The following is a 24,150-nucleotide window of genomic DNA, read 5'->3' on the forward strand; positions in this document are numbered from 1 at the left end:
TTAAAATTAAAATCTGCCTGTTATTTCTACTTGTATTATTGAACCGATTTTCCTTTGGTTTTAAGTAGCTCATAAATCGTACGGGCCCAGTAGTTTCTCAAACCGAATCCTCCCGCTTTTTCCACATAATGCGCTGCCGTGATGATTTCGGAGGATTGGGCATCGATCAAAACCAACCAATGCGAACCCTTAGTCGTCTTTTTATTATAACACTCTGCCACCAAAAGCGCCGCTGTACCTTGGATCTGAGACAAATCATAAGATCGCGCAACAGTCTCAGCTTCTTCTTGGGTGATCTTGTGATCCTCCTCCTGAACCATAGCTTCAGTATCAAGCCCCTCGTTTTTCTCATAGGTATAAGACAAATCTATGGTCACATCAGAGATGCCTAATGCCTTTTTAACATCATATTTCTCAGGTTCTGTGATCACAAAATCATTCCATGCCAGCAGAAACCTCGGTAAATCCCCAGGATCTGTAAACCCGGCTGCCCCTACAAATTTGGCCTGGGTGTAATCAATTCCAATCCAGGTGACAGGCCCGTCGGTTTTAGAAAGCCGTTCATTTTCCATACCTGGAAAAAATGCTAGAAATGGAAGAATAAGGGAGCAAAATAAATTCATAACTTTGAGGGTTACTTCATGTGAATATTCCTTTTTTTTTATCCGAAAGAATCAAGGGCCTAAATTAGACTAGAATTGCGGAAGAAAAAACTCATCATTTCCGGAGTCATTTCTCTGTTGATTATCATTCCCTTAATTTTTATTAAAGCCACGGTTTATCCTGCCCCGGAGTTACCCGGAATTCAGGTTGAAAATCCCCAGCGGGAGACGCTAAACAGCACTACTTTTCGATATAAAAACAACTGGCTTCGCAAAAACGGGTCAGGCAACTGGGAAAGCTACATCGAAGGCACGGCCTACGAACGTGGAATTGCGCTTGGCCTTCTCCACAGGGAACTTATTCAAAGCCAGGAAACAGCCTTCGTGGGAGAAATCGAAAAACTCCTGCCATCAGGAATTCTACGTACTGTAATGCAGCTGGGACTTGGCTGGTTTAACAGGAACCTTGACGAGGACATTCCTGAAGAATACCTTCAGGAAATCTACGGGGTTTCACAAAGCTTTTCTGATGAGTATTCCTATGTAGGACCAAAATTCAACCGGATCCTAAATTATCACGCCGCACATGACATCGGGCATATGGTCCAAAACATGAATCTTGTGGCCTGTACCGCTGTATCACAATGGGATTTTGAGTCCGGGGAACCTAAGATGGTTTTGGGGAGAAATTTTGATTTCTACTTCGGAGATGAATTTGCCAAAGACAAGATTGTCCTGTTCGTCAATCCAAGTGAGGGGTACGACTTTGTCTCAGTAACCTGGGGAGGCTTTAGTGGCGTAGTGTCGGGAATGAATGAAAAGGGGCTGACTGTCACCCTGAACGCCCTGCCTTCAGAAATCCCCACTAAAAGCTCCACTCCTGTTTCCATTATTGCAAGAGATGTGATCCAATATGCCTCCACTATTGAAGAAGCATACACAATCATATCCAACTATGAGGTGTTCGTATCTGAATCATTCACCATCGCTTCCGCCTTGGACAAAACCACAGCCGTCATCGAGAAAACCCCAGGGAAGACCGCAATCTATTATCCCGAAAACAAGCAACTCATCGTGGCAAACCACTTCCAAAGTGACGAATTCAAAAACTCACAGATCAATTTGGATCACATCAGGGATTCGGAATCCATGCCCCGTTTTGAGCGGATGACCGAACTGACCGAAGATGACACTTTAATTTCTGTAGGGAACACCCTTCGGTACCTGCGTGACCAACAAGGCGTCAACGGTAGGGATCTGGGCACAGGAAACCCTATGGCAATCAACCAGCTATTGGCACATCATGCGGTGATTTTTGAACCGGTGAAAGGAATAGCATACATTTCTGCGGCTCCATTTCAAGAAAATGTCTTCAATGCCTACGATGTAGGCTCCATTAAAACAATGGCAGCTCTTGATCCCATCCATTCTCCTGAAATAGACTCACTGCGATTGGCGCAAGACCCGTTTTATACCAGCAGGGGATTTTCAGATTTCAAGGAATACAAGCTTTTAAAGGCGGATTTTAAATCAGATCCCGGAAAAACAGTTTTAGAGAAAGGATTTAGTGACAGATGGATCGCTACAAATCCCAATTACTACGAACCTTATTTGTTGCTGGGGGATTTCTATTTTGATAAAAGGGATTTTGCGTCAGCAAAAACTTACTATGAGCAAGCTCAAAGTAAAGCAATCCCCTATCTTGGAATCCGCACGCACATTACCGAAAATCTGGCTAAAATAAAATGAGAGGCATAGGAATTGATATTGTTGAGGTAGAGAGAATGGCGCAAAAATGCCAAAAGCCCTCCTTTGTACAGCTGGTTTTCACTGCAGAAGAAGAAACCTACTGCTTAGCACAGGGGAATTCTGATCAGTGCTTTGCAGCGAGATTTGCAGCTAAGGAAGCTTACATGAAAGCAATAGGATCAGGCTGGACTGGTGATGCCCAGTTCCACGAAATCGAGACCTATAAACTTGAATCCGGTCAGCCTAAACTACGTTTGCACGGAAATACGAAGCAGACTTTTGAAAAAGCAGGTTATTCGGATATACTTTTGACACTCAGTCACACTTCCCAAACTGCCGTGGCAGTAGTACTAGTAGTTTGAAATATATGGAAATCACTTCGGACAATCCTATAGACCATCTGCCTGCCGATGAACTAGAAGCCAGGCAGATAGAATTGCTGAAAAAACAGCTGACTTACACATTGGCCCACTCTCCGTTTTATAGGTGCAAATTTTCAGAGCAGGACATCGCTGCTATTTCCAGACTTTCGGATTTATCCGGTTTCATCAAAACATCAAAAAAAGATCTTGCGGAATTCAATGCTGAATTCTTGAGTATTCCGCAACGGGAAGTAGTGGAATACGTCACCACGTCGGGAACAACGGGAAAACCGGTGACTATCGCGCTCAGCAAAAATGATCTGGAGAGATTAGCCTATAATGAAGCACGGTCTCTCGAAATTGCGGGGTTCTCAGCTGATGACATCGTCCAGATCACTACCACACTGGACAAATGCTTCATGGCAGGAATGGCGTATTATCTCGGACTCATTAAACTAGGTGCCGCAGTACTTCGGGCAGGACAGGGCACACCCGAGTTTCACTGGGAGATGATCAGGAAAACCAATCCCACCGCATTAATAGCAGTCCCTTCATTCCTTCAAAAAACAGGTTCACATGCCAGTGCTGTTTCCAACCGGATCACTAAAGCACTTTGCATCGGCGAAGCGCTTAGAAACGCTGATTTCAGCGACAATCAGCTCTCAAAAAACATTAAAAAACATTGGGACATTGACCTGAGGTCAACCTATGCTTCTACAGAAATGGCCACCGCATTCACGGAATGTCAAGAAAAGCAAGGTGGACATCTGCTTCCAGAGCTAATCATTTTGGAGATTCTCGATAAAAACGGTAATGAAGTCGCAGACGGTGAGCTCGGAGAAGTCACGGTTACCCCATTGGGTATTGAAGGGATGCCATTGGTCAGATTTCAAACAGGTGACCTTGCCAGAAAACATACTGGCGTGTGTTCCTGTGGTAGAACTACCCCACGGCTTGGGCCGGTAGAAGGCAGATTGGCCCAGATGATCAAGCTAAAAGGCACGACTATTTACCCAAACCAGATCGAAGAAATCCTTCATAACCACCCTAACGCCAGTCCTTACCTTATTGAAATTGACCAGGATTACAATGGATTAGACAAGGTAAGCTTGGTATTGCCTGAGACTTTCCCCGAGGAAGAATCCAACAGACTCCTTATTGATCTACAAGCAAAGCTCCGGGTAAAGCCAACTTTAAAGAAATCATCTGTTTCAGCTATTCAGCAATTACTTTTTCGTGGAAATAGCAGAAAACCAAAAAAGATAATTGACCTGCGAAATGCCTCAGCTTAAAGAAGAATACGACATTGTCATCATAGGATCAGGACTTGGGGGATTACTCTGCGGATATGTGCTTGCCGAGGAAGGAAAATCCGTATGTATCCTTGAAAAAAATGCGCAGATAGGCGGAAATCTCCAGACGTTCAAACGGGACAAAGTCAAATTCGATTCCGGAGTCCATTACATCGGTGGCCTGGACAAAGGCCAGGCACTTTATCCCTTTTTCAGATACTTCAACCTGATGGACAATGTGGAAAAAGATCTTCTGGATAAGGACGCATATGATGTGATTTCTTTTGAAAATGATAAGGCGCACTATCCGCATGGACAGGGATACGAAAATTTTGTTCAGCAACTGCTCAGGCATTTCCCCCACGAAGAAAAAGGCCTGCGTAAATACTGCGGGGAAATACAGCGCATCTGTGAAAAATTCGAATGGTATAATTTAGACAGAGATTATACCGAAACTGATGAAATGAGTGCTTTCAGCCTCAGTGCCAAGCAGGTAATTGCCTCCTGCACCAGTGATCAAAAACTTCAAAAAGTACTCGCAGGATCCAACTTGCTTTATGCAGGAGACGGAGAATCATCCCCGTTTTATATTCATGCACTGATACTGGATTCCTATATTGGCAGTGCTTACAAGCTGAAGCACAGCGATCAGATCTCAAAGCAACTCCGCAAGGATATCAAAAAAATGGGTGGGCACATTTTCATTGACGCGGAAGTAATCAAAATCAACAATACCCCCAAGTTTGTAGAATATGTGGAGCTTGCCGGCGGAGAAACTATAAGAGGAAAGCAATTCATATCCAACATCCATCCCACCCAGACATTCAGACTATTGAATACCGAAGGGCTTCGGAAAGTGAATGTCAACCGTATGATGCAACTGGAAAACACAACTTCGGCTTTTATTCTCTATATCAAGTTAAAGCCCAATACATTCAAATTCTCAAATTGCAACCGGTATCATTTCATAGACGAAGATGTATGGAATGCGCACAGCTATGATCCTGATAATTGGCTCAAAGCCCTGGCAATATTCAACTCAAGACCCAATACACAAACTTTCTATGCCCATACGCTCACCGCTATGGCATATATGAAGTATGAAGATGTGAAAAGGTGGGAGGATAGCTTCAACACGACCCTGAGTGAAAGTGAAAGATCTGATGATTATGTGAAATTTAAGAAAGAAAGGGCTGAAGAAATGATAGCGGCATTGGCAAAGATTTATCCTGACTTTGACAGTTGTATTGAGAGCTATTATACAGCCACACCTCTTACACAGCGGGATTATACAGGAGCGATAGAAGGGGGATTGTATGGGATAAAGAAGGATTTTAATGCCCCGGTAAAGTCTTTTATCAGCGCCAACACGAAGCTAGACAACCTATTTCTGACTGGCCAAAATGTTATTTTACATGGGGTTCTCGGGGTAACGATTAGTGCCATGGTCACCTGTCAATTCATTCTTGGTAAAAAATACATGTTAGACAAGCTCAAGGCTTTTGCCTGACATACCCGACTTCTTTAGCAAGGAATATGTGCATAGAAGCGAATCAATCCCTGTTTAAAAAAAATCATACTATTCATTTCTCCTGCTGTTCCTGTGAAACCAGGATAGCTTAGCCTTCCCCATTTTTTGTACTAGTTGTGGTGATATAAACTGTACTATCCTCCTAAATCACACGTTAGGCTTAACCAGTATTAACAAATAATCCTAAAAGAAAAATTAAGCTATCCATAGAGTTACAGTATAATCACTGAGCAAATCAATACACTGGTTGTCAAAAACTTGACTCGTATTGTCTTGCTAAATTTCGGTCAAATCCCAGTTTATGGCACATTTCCGAAAACCTAAAAAAAGCAGGGAGATCAGGCGGAAAAGAATTCATTTTGCTTAATATTGAGATTAAATTACTCTTCAATCAACACCATGGGAAAAATCATTGCCATAGCCAATCAGAAAGGCGGAGTAGGCAAAACTACCACAGCGATGAACTTGGCGGCTAGTTTAGCCATCCTGGAATTTAAGACCCTGGTGATTGACGCTGATCCGCAGGCAAATACCACCTCCGGGCTGGGTCATGATCCCAAATCCATCAACACCAGCATTTACGAATGCATGGTAGACGGAATTGATGTCAAAGAGATCATCCTCAGCACAGAAATTGAGTATCTGGAATTGGTTCCATCACATATCGACCTAGTCGGTGCTGAGGTGGAAATGATCAATCTGGATAATAGGGAAGAGAAGATGAAAGAGGTCATCCATGAACTAAAAGACCTGTATGATTTCATTATCATTGACTGCTCTCCTTCCCTGGGACTGATCACAATCAATGCTCTTACAGCGGCAAACTCTGTAATCATCCCTGTTCAATGCGAATATTTTGCATTAGAGGGCTTGGGAAAATTATTAAACACCATAAAAATTATCCAGACCAGATTAAATCCTGATCTGGAAATTGAAGGCATTTTACTTACCATGTACGATGTGAGACTTCGTCTCTCCAATCAGGTAGTGGAAGAGGTAAAGGTGCATTTCAAAAACATGGTTTTTGAAACTATTATTCCCCGCAATGTGAGACTTAGCGAGGCTCCCAGTTTTGGTTTACCGGCGATTTCCTTTGATGCCGATGGAAAAGGTGCAGTTGCCTATTTAAATCTTGCAGGCGAAATTGTACAGAAAAACAACTTGCAAAAAGTGACCAAATAACTATGTCAGACCAAAAACCGAATCGTAAAAAAAGTGTATTGGGAAGAGGTCTCGGAGCCTTACTGGAGGATAGCCCTGCCAAGCACAAATCTGAGGAAATTTTACCTGAGGTAGTTAAAACCGGGATTTTCGAAATCCCTCTGGATCAGATTCAAGTCAATCCATTCCAGCCCCGTGTTCACTTTGATAAAGATGCATTGGCAGAACTTGCCGAATCAATTAAAGTTCAAGGCATCATTCAGCCCGTTACGGTAAGGAAGCTGGATGTAAATGAATATCAGCTAATCTCCGGAGAACGTAGATTTCAGGCTTCAAAAATTGCCGGGCTAACCCAGATCCCTGCTTACGTCCGCACTGCCAACGACCAGCAAATGCTCGAAATGGCGCTGATTGAAAACATTCAGCGTGAGAATCTAAATGCGCTGGAAATAGCGCAATCTTACCAGCGACTACTCGCCGAGTGTGATCTAAAGCAGGAAGAGTTGGGAGACCGCGTGGGTAAAAACAGAACTACTGTAAATAACTATTTACGACTTCTCAAACTCCCCCCTACCATACAGGCGGCTATCCGGGACCAGCAGCTTTCTATGGGGCACGCGCGTGCTTTGATCAATGTAGAGGACGTGGATACGCAGCTCGCTATTTTCAAAAAAGCCGTAGAGGAAGAACTGAGTGTGCGAAAAGTGGAAGCATTGGTAAAGGCTTTAAGCGAAGGCAAGCCGGAGAAACCTTCCGTTCCTGAACTTGATCCTGTTAGAAAATACGAGATCAACAAACTTCAACAGCGACTGGCTTCTCATTTTGGGACCAAAGTGGCATTAAAGTCAAATGCAAAAAATAAAGGCGAAATTAAAATTCCCTTTACCTCCGCCTCTGATTTGAATCGGATTCTCGAAATCCTGGAAATCATTTAACCTTGAAGCGCTTAGTTTCTGATAGCATAGTACATTTCAGAGTCCCACTGATTTTAGTGGGTCTTTTGCTTTTCTGTTTCAGTTTGAGCAGTGTATCCATGGCTCAGGAAACTGACACAACAGCGAGAGTAGAACCGACGCCAAAATCAAAGCCCGACTACTCCCTGCTTCCAAAAAACCCTAGAAAAGCTACTATATTATCGGCAATTTTGCCGGGGGCAGGACAAGTATATAATGGAAAAGCGTGGAAAGTCCCACTTATTTATGGCGGCTTTATTACCGATATATATTTTATCAATTTCAACAATCGCCGCTACCAAATCTTCAAGCAGGCACTTGCTGATTTTGACGATGAACTTCCAAATGATTTTCCCAGCTTAAACCGGGATGGGTTGGTGCGTAATGTAAACTATTGGAGAAAAAGCCGTGATCTTTGCTACCTCGTTTTAGTAGGAATCTATGCACTGAACCTAATCGATGCGAATGTAGATGCCCACCTGTCAGGCTTTGATGTCTCTGATACGATCTCATTGAAATTAGAACCTCACTACGAGAGTTTTTCATCAAACAATAAATCGATGGGACTTTCTTTAAAACTCAACTTTTAACTATGAATATTTTACTTCTAGGCTACGGAAAGATGGGCCAACTGATCGGTCAGCTAGCAGAATCCCGTGGTCATAGCATTGCCGGAAAAATCAATATCGACAACCGTGAGGAATTGAATTCTTTGGATACCAAAGCGATAGACGTAGCGATCGAATTCAGTCAACCTGAGGCGGCTGTTGCTAACATCAAGTGGGCGATAGAACGAGGGATTCCTGTTGTCTCCGGAACCACTGGCTGGTTAGATCAAAAACCCGAAATAGAACAGCTTACCCTGGCGGAAGACGGGACATTTTTCTATGCTTCAAACTACAGCATTGGTGTCAATATTTTTTTTAAAATCAATGAATTCCTTGCCAGGCTGATGAATGAAACCACCGGCTATAAAAGCTCAGTGGAAGAGATTCACCATACGGCTAAAAAAGATGCACCATCCGGAACAGCAATCACATTGGCGGAAGGCATTATCAGGAATATAAATGGACTGACCGACTGGAAGCTGTCCGAAGACGCGTTCAAAAATGAACACTCCCTGCCGATTACTTCCAAACGAATAGATCCTGCCCCTGGAACACATATCATCCGTTATTCCTCCGAAATCGACGATATTGAGATCACCCACACCGCCCACAGCAGGCAAGGGTTTGCCCTTGGCGCAATTTTAGTAGCTGAGTGGATTCAAGGAAAGAAAGGTGTGCTTTCTATGGATGATTTTCTATCTTTCTGAACTTAAAAACCAATCATGAGTAAGTCAACAAAGAAAAAATCAGCTGCCCGGGAATGGGGTGATGCCTTGATTTTTGCAGTAGTAGCAGCCAGTTTGATCAGATGGCTATTACTTGAACCATTTACAATTCCTACCGCCTCAATGGAGAAATCCCTTTTAGTGGGTGATTTCCTATTCGTAAGCAAAATGCACTATGGGACGAGAGTTCCAATGACACCTCTTCAAGTTCCTCTTACCCATCAGAAAATCTGGGGGACAGAAATCCCATCTTATTCAGATGCAATTAAACTGCCTTATTACAGATTGCCAGGTTTCTCGGATGTAGAAAGAAATGATGTGGTCGTATTCAATTATCCTGTGGAATTCCAATACCCGACAGACCTAAAAACCAACTACATCAAACGGGCTGTAGGGATTTCAGGAGATGTGGTCCAAGTCAAAAACGGTGACCTTTTCGTCAATGATAAACCTGCCATGCAGCCTGAGGAAATGCAGTATTCTTACGATGTGGTCACAAACCGACCGCTTACAGAAGATTTTTTCAACCAATATGAAATCAATCCTGAAAGTCACTTTACGCTTAAAGATGGGCTATATGTGGTTTTTGCTACAGATGAAGTAATCAAAAGGCTAGAATCCTCACCTGTAGTGACCTCTACGACCAAACGCATAATGAAAAGTAATAATGGAGAGTCCGAGATTACTTTTCTTGATGGAGCTACTTTAGGTTGGAACCGGGACAATTACGGACCACTTCAGGTACCTGCAGAAGGATGGACAATTGAAATGACCAGTGACAATGTCATGAGATACGGTTTCACCATCGAAAAATATGAAGGTCTGGATAAAGTCGAAGTTAAAGAAGGCCAGCTATTCATTGATGGCCAAAAAGTAGATAGTTACACGTTCAAGCAGAATTACTACTTCATGATGGGTGACAATCGCCATGATTCGCTGGACTCCCGATATTGGGGGTTTGTCCCGGAAGATCACATTGTAGGCAAAGCCTGGTTCCTATGGCTTTCCCTGGACAAACATGAATCTATGTTCAGCAAGATCCGATGGAGCAGAATATTTAGCGGAATAAATTAAACTTAAGGCCCTGGGACAAATCCCAGGGCTTTTTTTTACCAATTGATTGGCTCTAGGCCTTTAGCTTCCAGGTATTCATTCGCTTTTGAAAAGTGTCTACAGCCAAAAAAACCACGGTAAGAAGACAGCGGACTGGGGTGTGGGGCTTTTAAGACCAAATGTTTTTTAGCATCAATCAAAACTGTTTTCTTTTGGGCATAGGATCCCCAAAGCAGAAATACCACATGATCACGGGTATCGCTGACCGTTCGTATCACTTCATCAGTAAATTCCTCCCAGCCCTTTTTCTGGTGTGAACCAGCTTGATACGCTCTGACTGTGAGTGTGGCATTCAACAAAAAAACACCTTGGTCTGCCCAGCGGGTCAGGTCTCCGGTAGCAGGCAAAGGTTTCCCTAAATCCGATTCTATCTCTTTAAAAATATTCTGCAGGCTTGGTGGATAAGGAACACCGGGTTTTACCGAAAACGATAAACCATGAGCCTGACCAGGTCCGTGGTAAGGATCCTGCCCAAGAATAACCACTTTTACAGCATCTAAAGAGCAGTGGTTGAAGGCAGTAAAAATTTCTTTACCCGGAGGGTAAACATTTGTAGTCGCATATTCGTCTTTCACAAAAGTAACTAGGTTCTTAAAATACTCCTGTTCAAAGACCCGATTTAAACCGCGTTTCCAGCTCTTCTCAATTTTAACTTCCATCTGGATTTATTGATATTCAACCTATGAATTGTATATTTAAAGACTTTTATTTTGTTTAATACTATGGTAGTTGCTATTACATCAGGCATTCAGGTAAGTGTTGAAGTTACTTATCAGGCAGAATTTTCCAGCCCCCATCAGCATCATTTTGTTTTCACATACAAAGTAACCATTGAAAACAAAAGCAACCAAACCGTTCAGCTATTACGCAGAAGATGGGAGATTTCTGATGCTGCAGAAGTCAAAAAAATAGTTGAGGGCGATGGGGTCGTCGGGCAGCAACCGATTTTGGAGCCTGGAGAATCGCATAGCTACGTTTCCGGCTGCAACCTGAAATCCGGTTTGGGGAAAATGACCGGGATGTATTTCATGGAAAAATTGTTCGACGGAAATAAATTTGAAGTGGTAATCCCAGAGTTTCAAATGATTGCCAATTACTATTACAACTGATTTGCTCAACAAAGTTTACCCTCTTCTATCCTACCTCGTTTACTGGCTGAAGAAAGAGGACAGGCACTCACTTCAGTCGCCTTTTTTGTTCAGCACGTATCAAAATCTAATCAGCTTTATCAAAGCCAGAAAAAGGGAAGATCTGGATATTGAAGACTTTAGAAACCAGTTGCTATCATCAAAAGAAATTATTGTAGTAGAAGATTATGGTGCGGGATCCAAAAATGTCAATACCCCTAAAAGAAGGGTTGCTGAAATCACAAAATACAGCACTAGCAATCGGAAGTTCGCCCAACTCTACCAGTATTTCGCCGCCCTTACTCCAGCCGAGACAGTCCTCGAATTAGGAACTTGTACAGGCATCAGCAGTAGGTACCTTTCCAGGGTCACTAAGGGACAGCTTTATACGTTCGAAGGTTCCAAAGAAATAGCGAGAGTTGCATTTCCAATTCGGGGTTACGAAAATCTCAACGCAATAGTAGGTGACCTTAACCTGACTTTACCCAAAACCCTTGCAACTTTGGACACGGTTGATTTTGCCTTGATTGATGCCACCCATACTTACGAAAATACCTTAAGCTATTTAAAGCAAATACTGCCAAAAACCAACACCAAATCAATCATTGCCATTGGCGATATCCATTGGTCCCGGCAAATGGAAAGGGCGTGGAAAGAAATTAAAAATATGCCTGAAATCAGACTCAGTTTAGATTTTTATGAATGTGGAATAGTGTTCTTCGATTACCCAGGGGATAAAGCTGATTACATCCTAGATTTTTGAATTCTGAAGGACCATAAATAATTCCGACCCTGATCGCTCCGGAATAGAATTGTAACAGGGGGCTATAGTCTTCACTTCAAAATACTTTTCAAACAGCAACAGGTATTCATCTGCATTACCTCCAAATGGAGGTCCGTCAAAGTCAAATTCCCTGTCAAACCAAACTCCTGCCAATTTCCCTCCCGGCTTTAATAACCGGGTCATTTTCTTCGCATAATCCTCCCTAAGGCTTGGATGAAGCGCACAAAAGAAGGTTTGCTCCAAAATCAAGTCATAAGAGCCTGCGTGTTCAAAGAAATTCTGATGATGGATATGCCCAGAGGGAAAACCTGGATTTAATGATTTAAACCGCACCAAAGGTTCTTTGGAAAAATCCAAAATGTGTAGATTATAAAAGCCGGATTGCCAAGCATACGCAGCTTCATATCCTGAACCGGCACCTGGAATCAGAATTTGAATCTCTCTGTTTTCAATTTGGTCTAAATATTGCTCAAGGGGTGGGGAGACAAAACCAATATCCCAGCCAGTTTTGTCCGAAGAGTACCTTTCGGTCCAATAATTATTATCTAAGAAAGCCATTTTAACGCCTTATTCGAATGAATACTGAATTTGAAAATAACCCGCCACAAAAGAAAGACCATGGGAAAAACATAATTATTATTGTCTTGGTACTACTCGTGATCATAAGCGGTATCAAACTTTATACAGATTATGTAGACCGCACCAAAAAGTCTGAGGAGATCCTCCTTCTTTCTACTGAAAACAATGACCTGAACAAGCGCCTGGATTCAGTGACATACCAGCTTGATCTAAGGATTCAGGAAATCGAAAAGCTCGGTGGTGACGTGAAAGCTCTTGAAGAGGTGCGTGATCAGCTAATCTCTGAACGAAATACGTCAAGGCAAAGAAGTTCCTCAGAAATTGTGGCTTTAAACGAGAAAATCAAGGGCTACAATAGTATGATCGTAGAGAAGGATCAGGAAATCCTGGAGTTGCGGGCAATGAACCAACAACTATTCACGGAAAATCAAGATCTAAAAACCACACAGGCAGAGATAGAGGAAGAAGTGGCCCAGCTGAATATCCAAAAAGAAGACCTGCAAGCTAAAGTCAATGTGGCCTCCATGCTGAAGGCTGAGAATATAGAAATAGTGGCGGTGAATTCCAGAGGAAAAGAACGGGTGGAAACTACCAAGGATTTTAAAAACCGTCAAATAGAACGCATCAAAGTGAGCTTTAATCTTGCCGATAACAAAGTAGCCGAAAAGGGACCAAGAAACATCTATGTGCAGGTATTAGCGCCAAATGAGCAACCGATTTTTGATGTGGCAAAAGGGTCGGGCACATTTATGATGGATGGAGCAGAGCAATTCTACACCGTAAAGCAGGATGTTATTTTTGACAATACAGAACAAGAATTAACCTTCTTCTACGAAAAAGGCTCAGATTATGTGTCAGGCACCCATCAAGTCAAAATATTTGTCGACAACTACGAAGTCGGTTCAAAGACTTTCACTGTAAAATAAGTTGAAGGGCAGGCTTTAAACCCAAACGAGAGGTCTGGGAATTGAAAATTCAAAGATTGAATCCTATCCCATACCCGTATAAATCAGAGGCTGTCCTAAAATTTTGAGACAGCCTTTTTCATGGCAGTCCGTCATTTTTTGCCACAGAGACCACCGAATATAATACAGAGACCACAGTTCTAACCTGCACCGCAAGTACAGAGGGTCATATCCTTTTTCGCTGGTTGAACAGAACATACGTGTCATGTAAAAAAAGCGTTCATTCCATTAACTTCTACACACTTTTCTTCTCAAATCTTTTACACAGGCTCTCATTGGCAATTTTGGAGTCACATGCAGGGATATTTTCCAGCTTCCTCACTTTTGGTTTAGCTATCCATTTGGAATACAGCAGGATTTCTCCTACTTTTGCATCCTGTTTATTAAATTCCTTAAACACATTAAAAAAATGTTCCAAAGAAATTACGAGACGGTATTCATTTTAACTCCCGTTTTATCTGATGTTCAGATGAAGGATACTGTCGACAAGTTTGTGAACTTGTTAAAAGAACTGGGGGCAGACGTTATTAATGTGGAAAATTGGGGTCTTAAGAAAATGGCTTATGCTATTGAGAAGAAGACCACAGGATTCTACGTTATGGTTGAATTCAAGGCCGATCCTACGCTTATCCGCAAATTCGAAATCGAATTTAGAAGAGATGAGAAAGTGATGAGATTCTTGACTACTGTTTTGGATAAGCATTCAATTGTTTATGCCGAAAGAAGAAGAAAAGGAGAGTTTAACAAAAAAGTTGAAGCTAAGGAGGAAGCCACCAAATGACACTAGTAAACGAGCCAATCAACAGAGGCGAAATCAGAAAAAAGTATTGCCGATTCAAGAAGCACGGCATCAAGTACATTGACTACAAGGACCCTAATTTCTTGTTGAAATTTGTCAATGAGCAAGGTAAAATCCTTCCTAGAAGACTTACCGGTAACTCTGCAAAATTTCAGAGAAAAGTAGCTCAGGCTATCAAAAAAGCAAGGCATTTGGCGTTGTTGCCATTCGTAACCGATGGGTTGAAATAATCGTCCAATCACAAAAGATCATTACAAATGGAAATCATACTAAAAACAGACATCAAAGGTCTTGGTTATAAGAATGACTTGGTAGATGTAAAGCCTGGTTATGGAAGAAACTACCTTATCCCTTCAGGATTTGCAGTTTTGGCAACTGGTTCTAACAAGAAAATTCTTGCTGAGAATATCAAGCAAGCTGCCCACAAAGCAGAAAAGATTAAAACTGAAGCTCAGAATATCGCAGATAAACTTGAAGCTCTTACATTAGAGATTAAGGCGAAAATCGGTGAATCAGGTAAAATCTTCGGTAAAGTAACTACTCTTCAGATTGCTGACGCATTGGCAGCTCAAGGTATCGACATCGACAGAAAGAAGATCTCTATCAATACGCCTGTAGATGGCGCTGGAGAATTTACTGCTGAAGTTGATCTTCATAGAGAAGTGAAAACCAACGTAAAATTCAACGTGTCAGGAGAATAATTCTTCTCCACGCTGATAAAATCAAAAACCCCGAAAATATCGGGGTTTTTTTGTGTCTAACTCAATGCTTTTTCTAGACTTTCCACCAGTTTCTTGGAAACTGCTTTGCTGTTCTTCTCTCTAGCTTCTTTGAATAGTGCCACGGCCTGCTGGCTTTTCTCAATCAACCCCTCAGGATTGTTATCGTGTTTAAAGCTGCCTATACACCAGCTAAGCTCTGAGGCAAGTGCTTCTCCTGATTTCAACTTTGACAGCTTCTCTACCACTTCTGGTAGCAGTTTTTCTAATTTCTCAATTTTCATGGTAAATAATGGTTAAGTAGTTTTTTCATTAGTTTAACAAAAATGAACAATCATTTCCGATGAATCAATATAACTAACTCACTATTAACAATATCACAATTTCACATTGCTAGAATTTCATTTTAAATTAAAGCCCAAAAGTGTCTATACAATTTAAAACATCACTATTTTTAGCTGATTCAAAGGCGATTAGCTGAAAAATCCAAAAATGTTTTAGGGGTAGTTTGGAAAAAAAGAAGCAAGACTCTACCTTTGTGACACTTTAAGGGAGAGGAGTTATATTTCCTTATAAAACTGGTCTATGGTGTAACTGGCAACACGTCTGATTTTGGTTCAGAAGAGTCCAGGTTCGAGCCCTGGTAGACCAACAAAACGGTCCAAAGTCGAAAAATTCGATTTTGGACCTATTTTTTTAAAGACTATCATCCTATTAATCAGATAGATCGCACTACAAAACTCATTTACCCTAGCGGTTCGATGTTGGGTCCCGTCAAACACGATATTTTCGGGGAAGATCGAACCAATCATCTTTCTTTTGATCTCCAGATTTGCACTTTCAAAAAACAAATCAAGCCTCTCAGCCATTTCAAGCGCCTTTTTGACCTTCTCAGGAATATCTTGGGCCAGAAATGATTCGATTTTTGTCCCTTTTGCTTCCAGACGTTCAATTTGCTGTTCGCAATTCCTTTTCACTATCCGATAATCCTCCACATCCAATTTTTCATCAATCATCAAATCCCTCGATTTTGAGATTTTCTGTTCTAATCTTTCTATCTCCGATTTGACTTTCTTTTTCTCATTCAAATCAATGTTATTACCTTTTAAAAACGCCTCATTAAAGAGCTTTTCAAACAATTCAAGCATACCTTTTTTAGGCGTAAATCCAGAAAGGAATTTTTGAAAGGATTCATTTACATCTTTGGCCCTAAATCTTATTCCACATTTAGAAGTACAGTGGTAATAATAGTAATATTGATTTCTACCTTTTGATGCACTTCCTGTGAGATTCCTGGTGCATTTAGGGCATTTTAAAAATCCTCTCAATGGAATCGCTGCCGGGCTTACTATTTCGGTTCTTCTCTCCCTAGTCTTAATCTGCAGGGCATCTTGGACACGGTAGAATAAGGCTTCTGAAATAAGCGCTTCATGCTGGGCTTTAACAAAATATCCTTTTTCGTCATTATATTCCGGGATGTACAACCTTCCACAATAGAACGGGCTCCTTACTATCCTCCAAAATCTATTCTTTTTTAATGTGCAGCCTCTCTTTCTGGCATGCAATAAAACCTGTTCGGAAGAATAATCAGCAACAGCCAGGTTTTCAAAAATCCATTTGACATGCTCGGCTTCCTCCTGATGAACTTCAATGATAGGCCGGTTAGAACCATCTCTCCCATTTCGGTAACCGTAGGGAGCTCCCCAAAGCCATCTTCCCTCCTTTAACCCCCTTCTCATGCCATGGAATACATTAAGAGCTCTTCTGTCATTCTCAACCTCAGGGGCCGCCAGATAAAAAGCCAGCATCATTTTGTTTTCAGGAATGGTAGATCAAGAGGTTGCTCAATAGCCTGGGGTTCAACACCCAAATTCCGGAGGGTATTGATCATCATGTAAGCATCACCGGCATTCCGGCTAAACCTGTCCCACTTAGTAAAGAGAATTAGGTTGCTCTTATTGCCTTTTTCTCCCAGCTGCCCAAGAAGTTTTGACCATTCCGGACGGAAAAAAGTTTTGGCAGAAAAGTCCTCGTAAACAATCCTGTTCACCTCAATCCCATTGTTCTTGCAATACCTGACCAAAACTTCCTCTTGGTTCCGTTGGGAAAAACCTCTGTCAGCCTGCTCATCTGTGCTTACCCTCACATATAAATCAGCAATCCTCATAATTCCTGTCAATGATTTGATTTACAACCAATTTAGTGAAAAAACATAGTTGATCCAGAATCACCTTCGCATCTTCCAAGGAAATATCTTCTCCAATCTCTCCAAAAACTTGTTGAACGTACTCAGGTGTAACCCCACAATTCAGGTAGTTGAAATTCTCCAGTTCGAACATAAAGCCAAGGTGGAAAACGTCGATTAAAAATACCCACACTGATATCAGAAGGTGGATGTACAAAGGATCAAATTCAGCAAATTCCTTTTTCACCATACAGGAAACCCAGTACTTTTGAATAAAAAAAGAAGCTTAAAGCTCCCTTTCATCAGCGAAAGAATTTTTTACCTCCTGCTATTTAACAATACCAGAAGATCTTGTGGCGGTGGTAAAATCAAAAACATATTTTATCTCCTATAGTCAATTTATGGAATGTTTCAATAATTGAGGGCGGTGTGTCTCCTTGATTATCAAAGCATGCTATATAAAGCATATATTGATCTATGTAAATGCTATTAATAGCATATTTTCTAGCTTATAAATGTTGTTTTTCCTGGTCCCAGTCCTGTCTATTTTGGGATAGAAATAATACTTCCTTTTAAGTTGATCAAGGGGCTCAACAAGCGGTCGCTTTTTGGAGCTATCATCTAAGTTTATTACCAATGCAGACCCGTCACAGTCCAAGTACACCAAAAGTTTATGAAAAGTCGAAGTTTCTATTCCATTAGTTCAGCTTCTAAGACTGTCACCCAAGGATGAGATGGTCCTAATGTTGTACATACATATAATTCCGAATCAAATGTCTTTCTCACACTAACATTTAGTGTTAGTCCCTCATTACTGAAATTATTCTTGTCCAAATTATAGGCTTGATATCTTAAGCTATTCGAATTTGTGATTTTTTCAATTCGGTCTTGATCACTTGCTTTGAAGTCAATCAGAATGAGATTACAGTCAATTCCACTTCCAACTGTCGTTACCTCAAAATTGCTGACAACTAATTCTTCTTCATTCTTGTCGCATGAAACAGATAACACAATCAATATTAGAATTGTAAGTCTTTTCATCTTTATTCAATTATTTAGAAACTATCAAAGCTAATTTAGTTGGAGTTATTTACCTTGTACGTGGTTGGGCATCAACTTGTTCATTGCATAGGTTTTCTCGAATATACAATTAGATTCTGAGGAAATTAAATAGCCAAAGACTTTTATATATCGGTAAAGTACTGATATTCTAATCTCGTTATTATCATTACTATATTTATAAGTAAGGTCTGCTTAGAAAATAAAAAAGTGGTCATTTGATACAATTAAGGGGATGATTTCAGAGATTAAGGGAGGCCAAGTGCAAGTAACTATGCAAAAGACTTCCAAAAGACGTGCACCACTCAGCGAATATACCAGTCAAAGCCAGCTGTTGTTCACAGGATTTGAAATTTCCTTCTATAATGGTCTGGATCCCTCCAACTGCTTGGTCGTACTCAGTTCACAGATCCCCTTGGACGTGTCGGTAAACCTGTTCAACAAACTCAACCCTCTAAAATCTGCTGGCAGGTCAGGAGACTTTCTCTAGCTGGAGCAAAGGACTAAGCAAAGGGATTTACCTATTCTTGTCTTGAAAGGCAGCATCCAAAACCATTCGTCAAGCCAGATCCCCTGTTCGTCAAGCAAAACTTCCTATTCGTCCTTAAAAATCCCCCATTCGTCCTTTTTTGAATTTGTGTTTTTACTTTAAGTTTCACGATTCCATTTCCGCCGATTTGGGAACTATTTCCAAAGAAAACTAGCGCGGTTTGGTCTCTGATTTTGCGTGATCGAGTCAAGAAAATGTTCTGCTTATAGGGGTTTATTGCGCCTTGAAGCTGATTTTTTGCTATAGAATCAATTCCCGAATCTACTTCCTGAAAATAAAATCCCTGCACTGGCCTAGCCTTTATCTGATTGGATCAGAACTCTCCTAATCGTACTTGCCAAGAGGATGGTACCCGAAATCGTCTTGAAATTCAATTCATAAAATCCTTCGTCAAGCCAAATCCCTCCTTCGTCCATAGAAATCGGTCATCCATCCAGAAAATTTGGAGGAAAGCTGAAATTCCATAAAATTAAGACTGATAACTTATTGATATACAGGTGAGTGAAAAATACGGTAGCCTCACGCTGTCTATAAGTTATGAAGTGAAGGTTAACGGTGGGATCTGGGAAGGATTTTTCCTGATTTTATAGGATTGTGGAATTTGCCCCAAAAAACTTCAATTCGTGCCAAATGACCTGCAATCAATTGAGGATGAAGCAGTAAGTTTTACCCTGTAAATAATATGGGCGGATATTGGCAAATAGCTGAAGTTACTATCGCCTTGCTCCTGCCCTTTCCAGTTCATTGGAGGTGGGTCTCTTCGACTTACTTTTCCCCTCACTTCTAATAGGGAAAGATGGAGAAAGACAGGGTTACTGTTGAGTGTGATGTCATTGATCCTATTTACAGGTTACATAGGGTGGATAGGATTAGGATTTGTGCAGCGGGTTCCCTGCAACTGTGCGGGAATCCTGAACAGTCTGGGATGGGAAGAGCACTTTATAATGAACCTGTGGTTCATAGCCCTGGGCATTTATGGCCTTTACCCACACCCCATAAAAAAGCCCAAGGCGGATGCCTCAGGCTCTTCAGGGTGTTAAGCTTTAATCAGTACTACGTAGAAACTTACATTTCTTCATTTCAAAAGTAAACTATAATCCTATCAATTCACTACTAATCCAAAGTAAATCAAAACAATATAAGGCGACGGAGGTAGATCCGCCGCCCACAGCCCAAGGTTCTAAAGCACGGGCTGCAAAAAATAGCAGAAAAAGCAAATCCAAAGACCTAAAGTCTCAGGAAATCAAACATAAGAATCGCACCGCCTCTTCCTAGGGCAGGCAGTAGGAAGGCCAGCTTACACTGGGCGGTGCAGGGATCCGAACCGGCTCCCAAACCGGGGCAACCCGGGCGGTTCAACCTCTGAGGTAGAGTCCTTGGACGGACTCCTCATGAAGGATGAAGTCCACGGAAGGGACTCCGCATCAGGGGAACTGAATACCAATAAGTTTAACCGGGAGGCAACTCCCACAACTAACACAATTATGAAATCATTATCAAAAATGCTCCCAGCACTAGGATTGGTGTTCGGGGCAACACTGGCCATGGCCATGAATTTCGCAACACCGGAACAAACCGGGACCCTACATGCCTTTGTAGACGACGAATGGATTGAAATCCCGGAAACACAGCTTTATAACTGTGATGATGAAGATCCTCAGTGTGTAGCCAGATTCGATGAAAACGGGGATATGGTGGATGGTTCGCTGGAAACAGGGAAGTATGTCCCAATTAATTAATAGTTTCACCTACTTTAAATCAGGCAGTCTTTAGTAAAGTCTGCCTGATTCCTTATTCATACCTGTTTTGCTGTATACCGCTTCTTCCTATTTCTTTCTGGGGAATGGGTAAGGCAAACCGGAGATCCCCTGCGGGCAACAGGATTTCTTCACCGTTGATAGTTCTTTTCAGGGTAATATCCGCACCCAGTACATTCAACCGTTTTATATCCCCCCAACGGATCCCCCTCAACACAAGCTCCTTTCTTCTTTCCACTAGAATCGCATTTATCAGCTCTTCTCCATTGAGGCCGCTCAACGGCTCGAAGCTTTCAGGGGTAAACCGCTTTTCAAGTAATTGGTTAAGGCTATTCAATGCCTCCGATTCCTCACCCAGCCTCGCCTCTGCCTCTGCCTTGTTCAATAGCAGCTCATCCACTGCCAATCCCCCAAATGGATTCACCAGATAGGAATACTGGCCACGGTAGGCCATAAAACCATCACGGGGATAATAATACAGCTCCTTCCTTAGGTCCCCATCCCCATATTGATCAATTAGGTCCGGGGAGATTGCTGATCCGGAAAAGTAAAAGTAAAATAACTGCGAAAACACTTCACTGTAATAAATCACCTCTCCAAAATTGCCTACAAATGGTCTGGAGGGTGAAGGATCAACCGAATTGTAATCTATCAGGGTGGAAAAAATCCCCAAAGCCAATTCTGCATTTTCAAGGCTTCCTTCAAAGTTGCCCTGATATAAATAGACTCTGGACAGCATGGCATAAGCGGCCGCTTTTGAGGGACGGGTGTTTACAGCCGGTAAATCAGCCAGGAGTTCCCTGCTTACAGTTAAGTCATTCAGTATCCTATCAAAAGTTTCCTCCAGGTTAGCCCGTGGCAACGGGCTATCGATATCGGGACTTGTTCGTAGTACCAGTCCAAGTTCCCCTTCCGCGGTAGCCCTGTCGTAAGGCAGACAAAAAGCCCTGGCCAATCCAAAATAGGCATATGCACGGTAAAACAATGCCGCCCCCTTTAGCTCCTTCCAATCTGTAGCCTGTTTTTCCTCTTCACTGAAATTCTCCAATTCGGCCAATACTATATTGGTAAAGAGAATCTGCTGGTATGGCCTGGACCAATCCAAATCCAGACCTCCTTCAACAGGTTCTTTGGACCAGGTATAAATCCGGTATTTGTCCTCACTCAAAGAGGGGAGCAACGTTTCCAGCAGGTAAACATCATCTGAGACGATGTCTACCGTACAGGGTTCCCCATTCATCACCTGCAGATTGTTATCCAACAACGCCCACAACTCGTCCAGAGTAGTTGGCCTGACCAGCGACAGGTCTGGCTTTTCTTCCAATAAACCGGAGCAGGAATTAGCGCTGAACCACACAAGTGCCACCATCAGCGACCTTAAAATATATCTATTCATCACATTCATTGTTTTTTGGTTAAGGGTTAATAGGACAGACGCAGGCCCAGCGTAAGGGAACGGAGGGGTTTCATGGTCCTAAAATCAGGATCCAATGGATCATCGGAGGATTTCCAAATAATTCCCAGATTATTGGCATAAGAAAAGAGTTCCAGGGATCCCAGGCCTGATCTTCCCAGTTCCTGAAACCTGTAACTCAAACGCACATCCTGTAACCGGACATGGTCCCCTTTTTCAACCAGCACCGAGGAATAGGAATAGAAACTGTCGCGAAAGGTATTTCTGGAACCGGGCAGGGACGGGACCTGCGTAAAAACCTCATCCCCGGGCTGTTGCCACCTCTGCGAAAAATCCCCGTGCCCTTGCACTCCGGTAAGGACAGTGGCATAACGGACGGATTTTCGCCTATAATAATAGCCCAGCCTGTACACTACATTTGCGGACAGGCTCCAATTTCCCCAACTGAAGGTATTCCTAAAGGAACCAAAGTGGGTAGGACGTGCAGCCCCATGGTAGGTCATATCCTGCGTACTGGCCGTGTTGATGATCGTTGCATAATCTGTAGAGACCTCTCCATCCAGATATCCCTGGGGATCGCCTGTATTTGGATCAAGACCTACAAACGGTAAACTGTAAACAGCGTACACAGGACGGCCTTCCAAAGGAAATATCGGGGAAGAAGGGTCTGCCCCGGCAGCCTGCCCCAGGTAATCCTGGACGGTAGATTCCAATTCATACTGCTCCACCTTTTCCCTCACATGGGAATGGAAATAATCTATCTGCCAACGGAATTTCCTGTCAATTACAACCCCTGTCAACTGCAGGTCAAATCCTTTGGTCAGTGTATTAGCAAAGTTTCCCCGAAATCTTTCCACTCCGGTGTTTGGGGCAAATGGAAGGTCCCCGATCAAATCCTCCCCCTGTTTGCGATAGAATTCAAATGTTCCCGAGAGCCTGTTGCCAACCAGATCAAAATCTGTCCCCAGGTTTAAAATCCTGATCTTCTCCCATCTAAGTTTGGGATTGGGAGGGCTGATCAGATTTCCTACCGGAAGGGAGGTATAATTACTGGTGCCTATCATCCGGGAAGTGGTCATGGCCGCCACATTTTTATTTACATTCCCATTGACACCATAGGTGGTTCTGATGCGCAGATAATCCACCCATTTTGGCAATTCCCAGGATTCCCCCGTCAGGTTCCATGCCAGCCCTGTGGACCATAGGGGCACCGTCTTTTGGTTGGTTTTGACACCAAATAGATTGGATGCGTCCCTTCTCCCACTGAAGCTTACCGTGTAGCGACCATCATAGCTGTAAGATCCATTGATGAAGGAGGAAAGAAAATTGTCTGCCATTCCGCTGACCCCATCGGAATAGGGAATCCTGGCACTTCGGGACGGATTAATATACAGTGCGTGTAAACCTTCGTAATCTACAGGAATTGAAATCCCTGTTTCCGGATTGTAGCCGTAATAACGGTTGGTGCTTCCATTTCCCCGGAGGGTCTTCACCTCATATCCAGCCAACCCATTGATTTGCCCCTTTTTCCCTACCTCTCTGTCCAGGCGCAGTATCCCCCTGAAATTGTTGCTTCTGCTCTGTCCGGAACTCAGATCCAGAATCGCGCCTCTTGGAACAGCATAGGTCAATCTACCTGTGGAATCACGCTGGGTATATCGGTTGATCAGGTCCCTTGCTGCATAACTTCCCGGAAGTGCCAGATTTTCATCTTCACTGCTGCCTTTCCAAAACTGGTAATATACCTCTGCTGTAAGCCCGCTGATCAACTGATAGGTAGCCGACAGGTTGAGCCTGACATCTTCTTCCCTGGTATTGCGTTGGACCAATTCCAACTCCTCCAAAGGATTGAGCTCCCAGGAGAGCAGCCCTGCCTGCTCTGCCCCTTGGGCAAAGCTTTCCCGGATGCCCGGGTAGTATCCTGTAGCATTGCCTGCATCATCTACCAACTGCCCATAGTTATACAAGGGGTTTGCCCCATTGAAGCGAAGGCTGGATGGTCCCTGGTTGGAGCCTTCAGAACGGTTCAGGATAAAATTCAGGCCCATTCCCAGCTGAAGTTTTCCATCCAGCATGGATAGGTTCTGGTTGCTCATCAGGGTAGTTCTCTCCCTGC

General features: G+C 42.6%; 28 protein-coding genes and 1 tRNA gene. 19 read left to right on the top strand and 10 right to left on the bottom strand.

What is annotated here, in order from left to right:
• Nucleotides 1–35: 35 nt before the first annotated feature.
• On the bottom strand, nucleotides 36–623 hold the full coding sequence (locus AS141_RS10445; protein ID WP_057937582.1) for a hypothetical protein: 588 nt from the start codon (nucleotides 621–623) through the stop codon (nucleotides 36–38).
• Nucleotides 624–698: 75 nt separating this feature from the next.
• On the opposite strand from AS141_RS10445, the gene AS141_RS10450 reads away from it, so the two are divergent.
• The 9 genes from AS141_RS10450 (at nucleotide 699) to lepB (ending at nucleotide 10,057) form a co-directional block, all read left to right on the top strand.
• Nucleotides 699–2,351 (top strand): C45 family peptidase, encoded by a 1,653-nt coding sequence (locus AS141_RS10450; RefSeq protein ID WP_057937583.1) that lies wholly within the window; start codon nucleotides 699–701, stop codon nucleotides 2,349–2,351.
• On the top strand, nucleotides 2,348–2,713 hold the full coding sequence (gene acpS, locus AS141_RS10455) for a holo-ACP synthase (protein ID WP_057937584.1): 366 nt from the start codon (nucleotides 2,348–2,350) through the stop codon (nucleotides 2,711–2,713). Before AS141_RS10450 ends, acpS begins: the two co-directional genes overlap by 4 nt.
• A 5-nt stretch (nucleotides 2,714–2,718) precedes the next feature.
• Nucleotides 2,719–4,005 carry a phenylacetate--CoA ligase family protein gene (locus AS141_RS10460; protein WP_057937585.1) on the top strand — a complete coding sequence of 429 codons (1,287 nt, stop codon included), beginning with the start codon at nucleotides 2,719–2,721 and terminating at the stop codon, nucleotides 4,003–4,005.
• Nucleotides 3,992–5,515 carry a phytoene desaturase family protein gene (locus tag AS141_RS10465; protein ID WP_057937586.1) on the top strand — a complete coding sequence of 508 codons (1,524 nt, stop codon included), beginning with the start codon at nucleotides 3,992–3,994 and terminating at the stop codon, nucleotides 5,513–5,515. The genes AS141_RS10460 and AS141_RS10465 overlap by 14 nt, the downstream gene beginning before the upstream one ends.
• A gap of 420 nt (nucleotides 5,516–5,935) precedes the next feature.
• The gene (locus AS141_RS10470; RefSeq protein ID WP_057937587.1) at nucleotides 5,936–6,718 is read left to right on the top strand and encodes a ParA family protein; all 783 of its coding nucleotides are present in this window, start codon (nucleotides 5,936–5,938) and stop codon (nucleotides 6,716–6,718) included.
• 2 nt (nucleotides 6,719–6,720) lie between these two features.
• Nucleotides 6,721–7,632: a ParB/RepB/Spo0J family partition protein gene (locus tag AS141_RS10475; RefSeq protein ID WP_057937588.1), complete on the top strand. Its 912-nt coding sequence runs from the start codon at nucleotides 6,721–6,723 to the stop codon at nucleotides 7,630–7,632.
• Nucleotides 7,633–7,730: 98 nt separating this feature from the next.
• Nucleotides 7,731–8,240, top strand: coding sequence for a DUF5683 domain-containing protein (locus AS141_RS10480; RefSeq protein WP_057937589.1), 510 nt, complete (start codon nucleotides 7,731–7,733; stop codon nucleotides 8,238–8,240).
• A gap of 2 nt (nucleotides 8,241–8,242) precedes the next feature.
• Complete coding sequence (gene dapB / locus AS141_RS10485) at nucleotides 8,243–8,965, top strand: 4-hydroxy-tetrahydrodipicolinate reductase (RefSeq protein ID WP_057937590.1); 723 nt, start codon at nucleotides 8,243–8,245, stop codon at nucleotides 8,963–8,965.
• A gap of 15 nt (nucleotides 8,966–8,980) precedes the next feature.
• Complete coding sequence (gene lepB / locus AS141_RS10490) at nucleotides 8,981–10,057, top strand: signal peptidase I (protein ID WP_057937591.1); 1,077 nt, start codon at nucleotides 8,981–8,983, stop codon at nucleotides 10,055–10,057.
• Nucleotides 10,058–10,092: 35 nt separating this feature from the next.
• Here lepB and ung read toward each other — a convergent pair whose 3' ends face one another.
• Nucleotides 10,093–10,755: a uracil-DNA glycosylase gene (ung, locus tag AS141_RS10495; RefSeq protein WP_057937592.1), complete on the bottom strand. Its 663-nt coding sequence runs from the start codon at nucleotides 10,753–10,755 to the stop codon at nucleotides 10,093–10,095.
• A gap of 63 nt (nucleotides 10,756–10,818) precedes the next feature.
• Here ung and apaG point away from each other — a divergent pair, with 63 nt between their 5' ends.
• Together apaG and AS141_RS10505 are read left to right on the top strand one after the other, a co-directional pair.
• Nucleotides 10,819–11,205, top strand: a complete 387-nt coding sequence (apaG, locus tag AS141_RS10500) for a Co2+/Mg2+ efflux protein ApaG (protein WP_057937593.1) — start codon at nucleotides 10,819–10,821, stop codon at nucleotides 11,203–11,205.
• Between the two features lies 1 nt (nucleotide 11,206).
• Nucleotides 11,207–11,986, top strand: a complete 780-nt coding sequence (locus AS141_RS10505; protein ID WP_057937640.1) for an O-methyltransferase — start codon at nucleotides 11,207–11,209, stop codon at nucleotides 11,984–11,986.
• Here AS141_RS10505 and AS141_RS10510 read toward each other — a convergent pair.
• Nucleotides 11,975–12,565: a methyltransferase domain-containing protein gene (locus tag AS141_RS10510; RefSeq protein WP_057937594.1), complete on the bottom strand. Its 591-nt coding sequence runs from the start codon at nucleotides 12,563–12,565 to the stop codon at nucleotides 11,975–11,977. The genes AS141_RS10505 and AS141_RS10510 overlap by 12 nt on opposite strands.
• 17 nt (nucleotides 12,566–12,582) lie before the next feature.
• Between AS141_RS10510 and AS141_RS10515 the strand changes: the two genes are divergently transcribed.
• From AS141_RS10515 to rplI, 4 genes are all read left to right on the top strand, one after another.
• Nucleotides 12,583–13,512, top strand: a complete 930-nt coding sequence (locus AS141_RS10515) for a coiled-coil domain-containing protein (protein ID WP_057937595.1) — start codon at nucleotides 12,583–12,585, stop codon at nucleotides 13,510–13,512.
• A gap of 448 nt (nucleotides 13,513–13,960) precedes the next feature.
• Complete coding sequence (rpsF, locus tag AS141_RS10520) at nucleotides 13,961–14,332, top strand: 30S ribosomal protein S6 (protein WP_057937596.1); 372 nt, start codon at nucleotides 13,961–13,963, stop codon at nucleotides 14,330–14,332.
• Nucleotides 14,329–14,580 carry a 30S ribosomal protein S18 gene (gene rpsR / locus AS141_RS10525; protein WP_057937597.1) on the top strand — a complete coding sequence of 84 codons (252 nt, stop codon included), beginning with the start codon at nucleotides 14,329–14,331 and terminating at the stop codon, nucleotides 14,578–14,580. The genes rpsF and rpsR overlap by 4 nt, the downstream gene beginning before the upstream one ends.
• 27 nt (nucleotides 14,581–14,607) lie before the next feature.
• On the top strand, nucleotides 14,608–15,051 hold the full coding sequence (gene rplI, locus AS141_RS10530; protein ID WP_057937598.1) for a 50S ribosomal protein L9: 444 nt from the start codon (nucleotides 14,608–14,610) through the stop codon (nucleotides 15,049–15,051).
• A gap of 56 nt (nucleotides 15,052–15,107) precedes the next feature.
• Here the strand turns inward: rplI and AS141_RS10535 are convergent, their stop codons facing one another.
• Nucleotides 15,108–15,353, bottom strand: a complete 246-nt coding sequence (locus AS141_RS10535; protein ID WP_057937599.1) for a hypothetical protein — start codon at nucleotides 15,351–15,353, stop codon at nucleotides 15,108–15,110.
• A 295-nt stretch (nucleotides 15,354–15,648) separates the two neighbouring features.
• On the opposite strand from AS141_RS10535, the gene AS141_RS10540 reads away from it, so the two are divergent.
• Nucleotides 15,649–15,721, top strand: a tRNA-Gln gene (locus tag AS141_RS10540).
• Here the strand turns inward: AS141_RS10540 and AS141_RS25990 are convergent.
• The 4 genes from AS141_RS25990 to AS141_RS10555 all read right to left on the bottom strand — a co-directional run bounded on the left by AS141_RS25990 (nucleotide 15,687) and on the right by AS141_RS10555 (nucleotide 18,295).
• The gene (locus AS141_RS25990) at nucleotides 15,687–16,880 is read right to left on the bottom strand and encodes a recombinase family protein (protein ID WP_198293523.1); all 1,194 of its coding nucleotides are present in this window, start codon (nucleotides 16,878–16,880) and stop codon (nucleotides 15,687–15,689) included. The two genes, AS141_RS10540 and AS141_RS25990, sit on opposite strands and share 35 nt — an antisense overlap.
• Nucleotides 16,877–17,236 carry a recombinase family protein gene (locus AS141_RS26830; protein ID WP_057937600.1) on the bottom strand — a complete coding sequence of 120 codons (360 nt, stop codon included), beginning with the start codon at nucleotides 17,234–17,236 and terminating at the stop codon, nucleotides 16,877–16,879. Before AS141_RS26830 ends, AS141_RS25990 begins: the two co-directional genes overlap by 4 nt.
• Nucleotides 17,223–17,504, bottom strand: a complete 282-nt coding sequence (locus AS141_RS10550) for a hypothetical protein (RefSeq protein WP_057937601.1) — start codon at nucleotides 17,502–17,504, stop codon at nucleotides 17,223–17,225. The genes AS141_RS26830 and AS141_RS10550 overlap by 14 nt, the downstream gene beginning before the upstream one ends.
• Before the next feature lie 440 nt (nucleotides 17,505–17,944).
• A complete protein-coding gene (locus AS141_RS10555; protein WP_057937602.1) occupies nucleotides 17,945–18,295 on the bottom strand; it encodes a hypothetical protein in 351 nt (116 codons plus the stop codon).
• Nucleotides 18,296–18,587: 292 nt separating this feature from the next.
• Here AS141_RS10555 and AS141_RS10560 point away from each other — a divergent pair, with 292 nt between their 5' ends.
• The 3 genes from AS141_RS10560 to AS141_RS10575 all read left to right on the top strand — a co-directional run bounded on the left by AS141_RS10560 (nucleotide 18,588) and on the right by AS141_RS10575 (nucleotide 20,602).
• Nucleotides 18,588–18,803, top strand: coding sequence for a hypothetical protein (locus tag AS141_RS10560; protein ID WP_157243431.1), 216 nt, complete (start codon nucleotides 18,588–18,590; stop codon nucleotides 18,801–18,803).
• Between the two features lie 803 nt (nucleotides 18,804–19,606).
• Nucleotides 19,607–19,903, top strand: a complete 297-nt coding sequence (locus AS141_RS27395; RefSeq protein ID WP_394331076.1) for a MauE/DoxX family redox-associated membrane protein — start codon at nucleotides 19,607–19,609, stop codon at nucleotides 19,901–19,903.
• A 444-nt stretch (nucleotides 19,904–20,347) separates the two neighbouring features.
• Nucleotides 20,348–20,602 carry a DUF6520 family protein gene (locus tag AS141_RS10575; RefSeq protein WP_157243432.1) on the top strand — a complete coding sequence of 85 codons (255 nt, stop codon included), beginning with the start codon at nucleotides 20,348–20,350 and terminating at the stop codon, nucleotides 20,600–20,602.
• Between the two features lie 52 nt (nucleotides 20,603–20,654).
• Here the strand turns inward: AS141_RS10575 and AS141_RS10580 are convergent, their stop codons facing one another.
• Together AS141_RS10580 and AS141_RS10585 are read right to left on the bottom strand one after the other, a co-directional pair.
• The gene (locus AS141_RS10580; protein WP_198293524.1) at nucleotides 20,655–22,016 is read right to left on the bottom strand and encodes a RagB/SusD family nutrient uptake outer membrane protein; all 1,362 of its coding nucleotides are present in this window, start codon (nucleotides 22,014–22,016) and stop codon (nucleotides 20,655–20,657) included.
• A gap of 26 nt (nucleotides 22,017–22,042) precedes the next feature.
• The coding region (locus tag AS141_RS10585; RefSeq protein ID WP_232424868.1) for a TonB-dependent receptor at nucleotides 22,043–24,150 on the bottom strand (2,108 nt) is incomplete at its 5' end.

It is taken from the genome of Algoriphagus resistens (assembly GCF_001442615.1).
Lineage (GTDB): Bacteria > Bacteroidota > Bacteroidia > Cytophagales > Cyclobacteriaceae > Algoriphagus > Algoriphagus resistens.

What these genes read in the sequence shown, in the direction of transcription:
- AS141_RS10445 (WP_057937582.1), bottom strand. Translation starts at nt 623, where the DNA reads ATGAATTTATTTTGCTCCCTTATTCTTCCATTTCTAGCATTTTTTCCA.
- acpS (WP_057937584.1), top strand. Translation starts at nt 2,348, where the DNA reads ATGAGAGGCATAGGAATTGATATTGTTGAGGTAGAGAGAATGGCGCAA.
- AS141_RS10460 (WP_057937585.1), top strand. Translation starts at nt 2,719, where the DNA reads ATGGAAATCACTTCGGACAATCCTATAGACCATCTGCCTGCCGATGAA.
- AS141_RS10465 (WP_057937586.1), top strand. Translation starts at nt 3,992, where the DNA reads ATGCCTCAGCTTAAAGAAGAATACGACATTGTCATCATAGGATCAGGA.
- AS141_RS10470 (WP_057937587.1), top strand. Translation starts at nt 5,936, where the DNA reads ATGGGAAAAATCATTGCCATAGCCAATCAGAAAGGCGGAGTAGGCAAA.
- AS141_RS10475 (WP_057937588.1), top strand. Translation starts at nt 6,721, where the DNA reads ATGTCAGACCAAAAACCGAATCGTAAAAAAAGTGTATTGGGAAGAGGT.
- AS141_RS10480 (WP_057937589.1), top strand. Translation starts at nt 7,731, where the DNA reads ATGGCTCAGGAAACTGACACAACAGCGAGAGTAGAACCGACGCCAAAA.
- dapB (WP_057937590.1), top strand. Translation starts at nt 8,243, where the DNA reads ATGAATATTTTACTTCTAGGCTACGGAAAGATGGGCCAACTGATCGGT.
- lepB (WP_057937591.1), top strand. Translation starts at nt 8,981, where the DNA reads ATGAGTAAGTCAACAAAGAAAAAATCAGCTGCCCGGGAATGGGGTGAT.
- ung (WP_057937592.1), bottom strand. Translation starts at nt 10,755, where the DNA reads ATGGAAGTTAAAATTGAGAAGAGCTGGAAACGCGGTTTAAATCGGGTC.
- apaG (WP_057937593.1), top strand. Translation starts at nt 10,819, where the DNA reads ATGGTAGTTGCTATTACATCAGGCATTCAGGTAAGTGTTGAAGTTACT.
- AS141_RS10510 (WP_057937594.1), bottom strand. Translation starts at nt 12,565, where the DNA reads ATGGCTTTCTTAGATAATAATTATTGGACCGAAAGGTACTCTTCGGAC.
- AS141_RS10515 (WP_057937595.1), top strand. Translation starts at nt 12,583, where the DNA reads ATGAATACTGAATTTGAAAATAACCCGCCACAAAAGAAAGACCATGGG.
- rpsF (WP_057937596.1), top strand. Translation starts at nt 13,961, where the DNA reads ATGTTCCAAAGAAATTACGAGACGGTATTCATTTTAACTCCCGTTTTA.
- rpsR (WP_057937597.1), top strand. Translation starts at nt 14,329, where the DNA reads ATGACACTAGTAAACGAGCCAATCAACAGAGGCGAAATCAGAAAAAAG.
- rplI (WP_057937598.1), top strand. Translation starts at nt 14,608, where the DNA reads ATGGAAATCATACTAAAAACAGACATCAAAGGTCTTGGTTATAAGAAT.
- AS141_RS10535 (WP_057937599.1), bottom strand. Translation starts at nt 15,353, where the DNA reads ATGAAAATTGAGAAATTAGAAAAACTGCTACCAGAAGTGGTAGAGAAG.
- AS141_RS25990 (WP_198293523.1), bottom strand. Translation starts at nt 16,880, where the DNA reads ATGATGCTGGCTTTTTATCTGGCGGCCCCTGAGGTTGAGAATGACAGA.
- AS141_RS26830 (WP_057937600.1), bottom strand. Translation starts at nt 17,236, where the DNA reads ATGAGGATTGCTGATTTATATGTGAGGGTAAGCACAGATGAGCAGGCT.
- AS141_RS10550 (WP_057937601.1), bottom strand. Translation starts at nt 17,504, where the DNA reads ATGGTGAAAAAGGAATTTGCTGAATTTGATCCTTTGTACATCCACCTT.
- AS141_RS10555 (WP_057937602.1), bottom strand. Translation starts at nt 18,295, where the DNA reads ATGAAAAGACTTACAATTCTAATATTGATTGTGTTATCTGTTTCATGC.
- AS141_RS10560 (WP_157243431.1), top strand. Translation starts at nt 18,588, where the DNA reads ATGCAAAAGACTTCCAAAAGACGTGCACCACTCAGCGAATATACCAGT.
- AS141_RS10575 (WP_157243432.1), top strand. Translation starts at nt 20,348, where the DNA reads ATGAAATCATTATCAAAAATGCTCCCAGCACTAGGATTGGTGTTCGGG.
- AS141_RS10580 (WP_198293524.1), bottom strand. Translation starts at nt 22,016, where the DNA reads ATGAATAGATATATTTTAAGGTCGCTGATGGTGGCACTTGTGTGGTTC.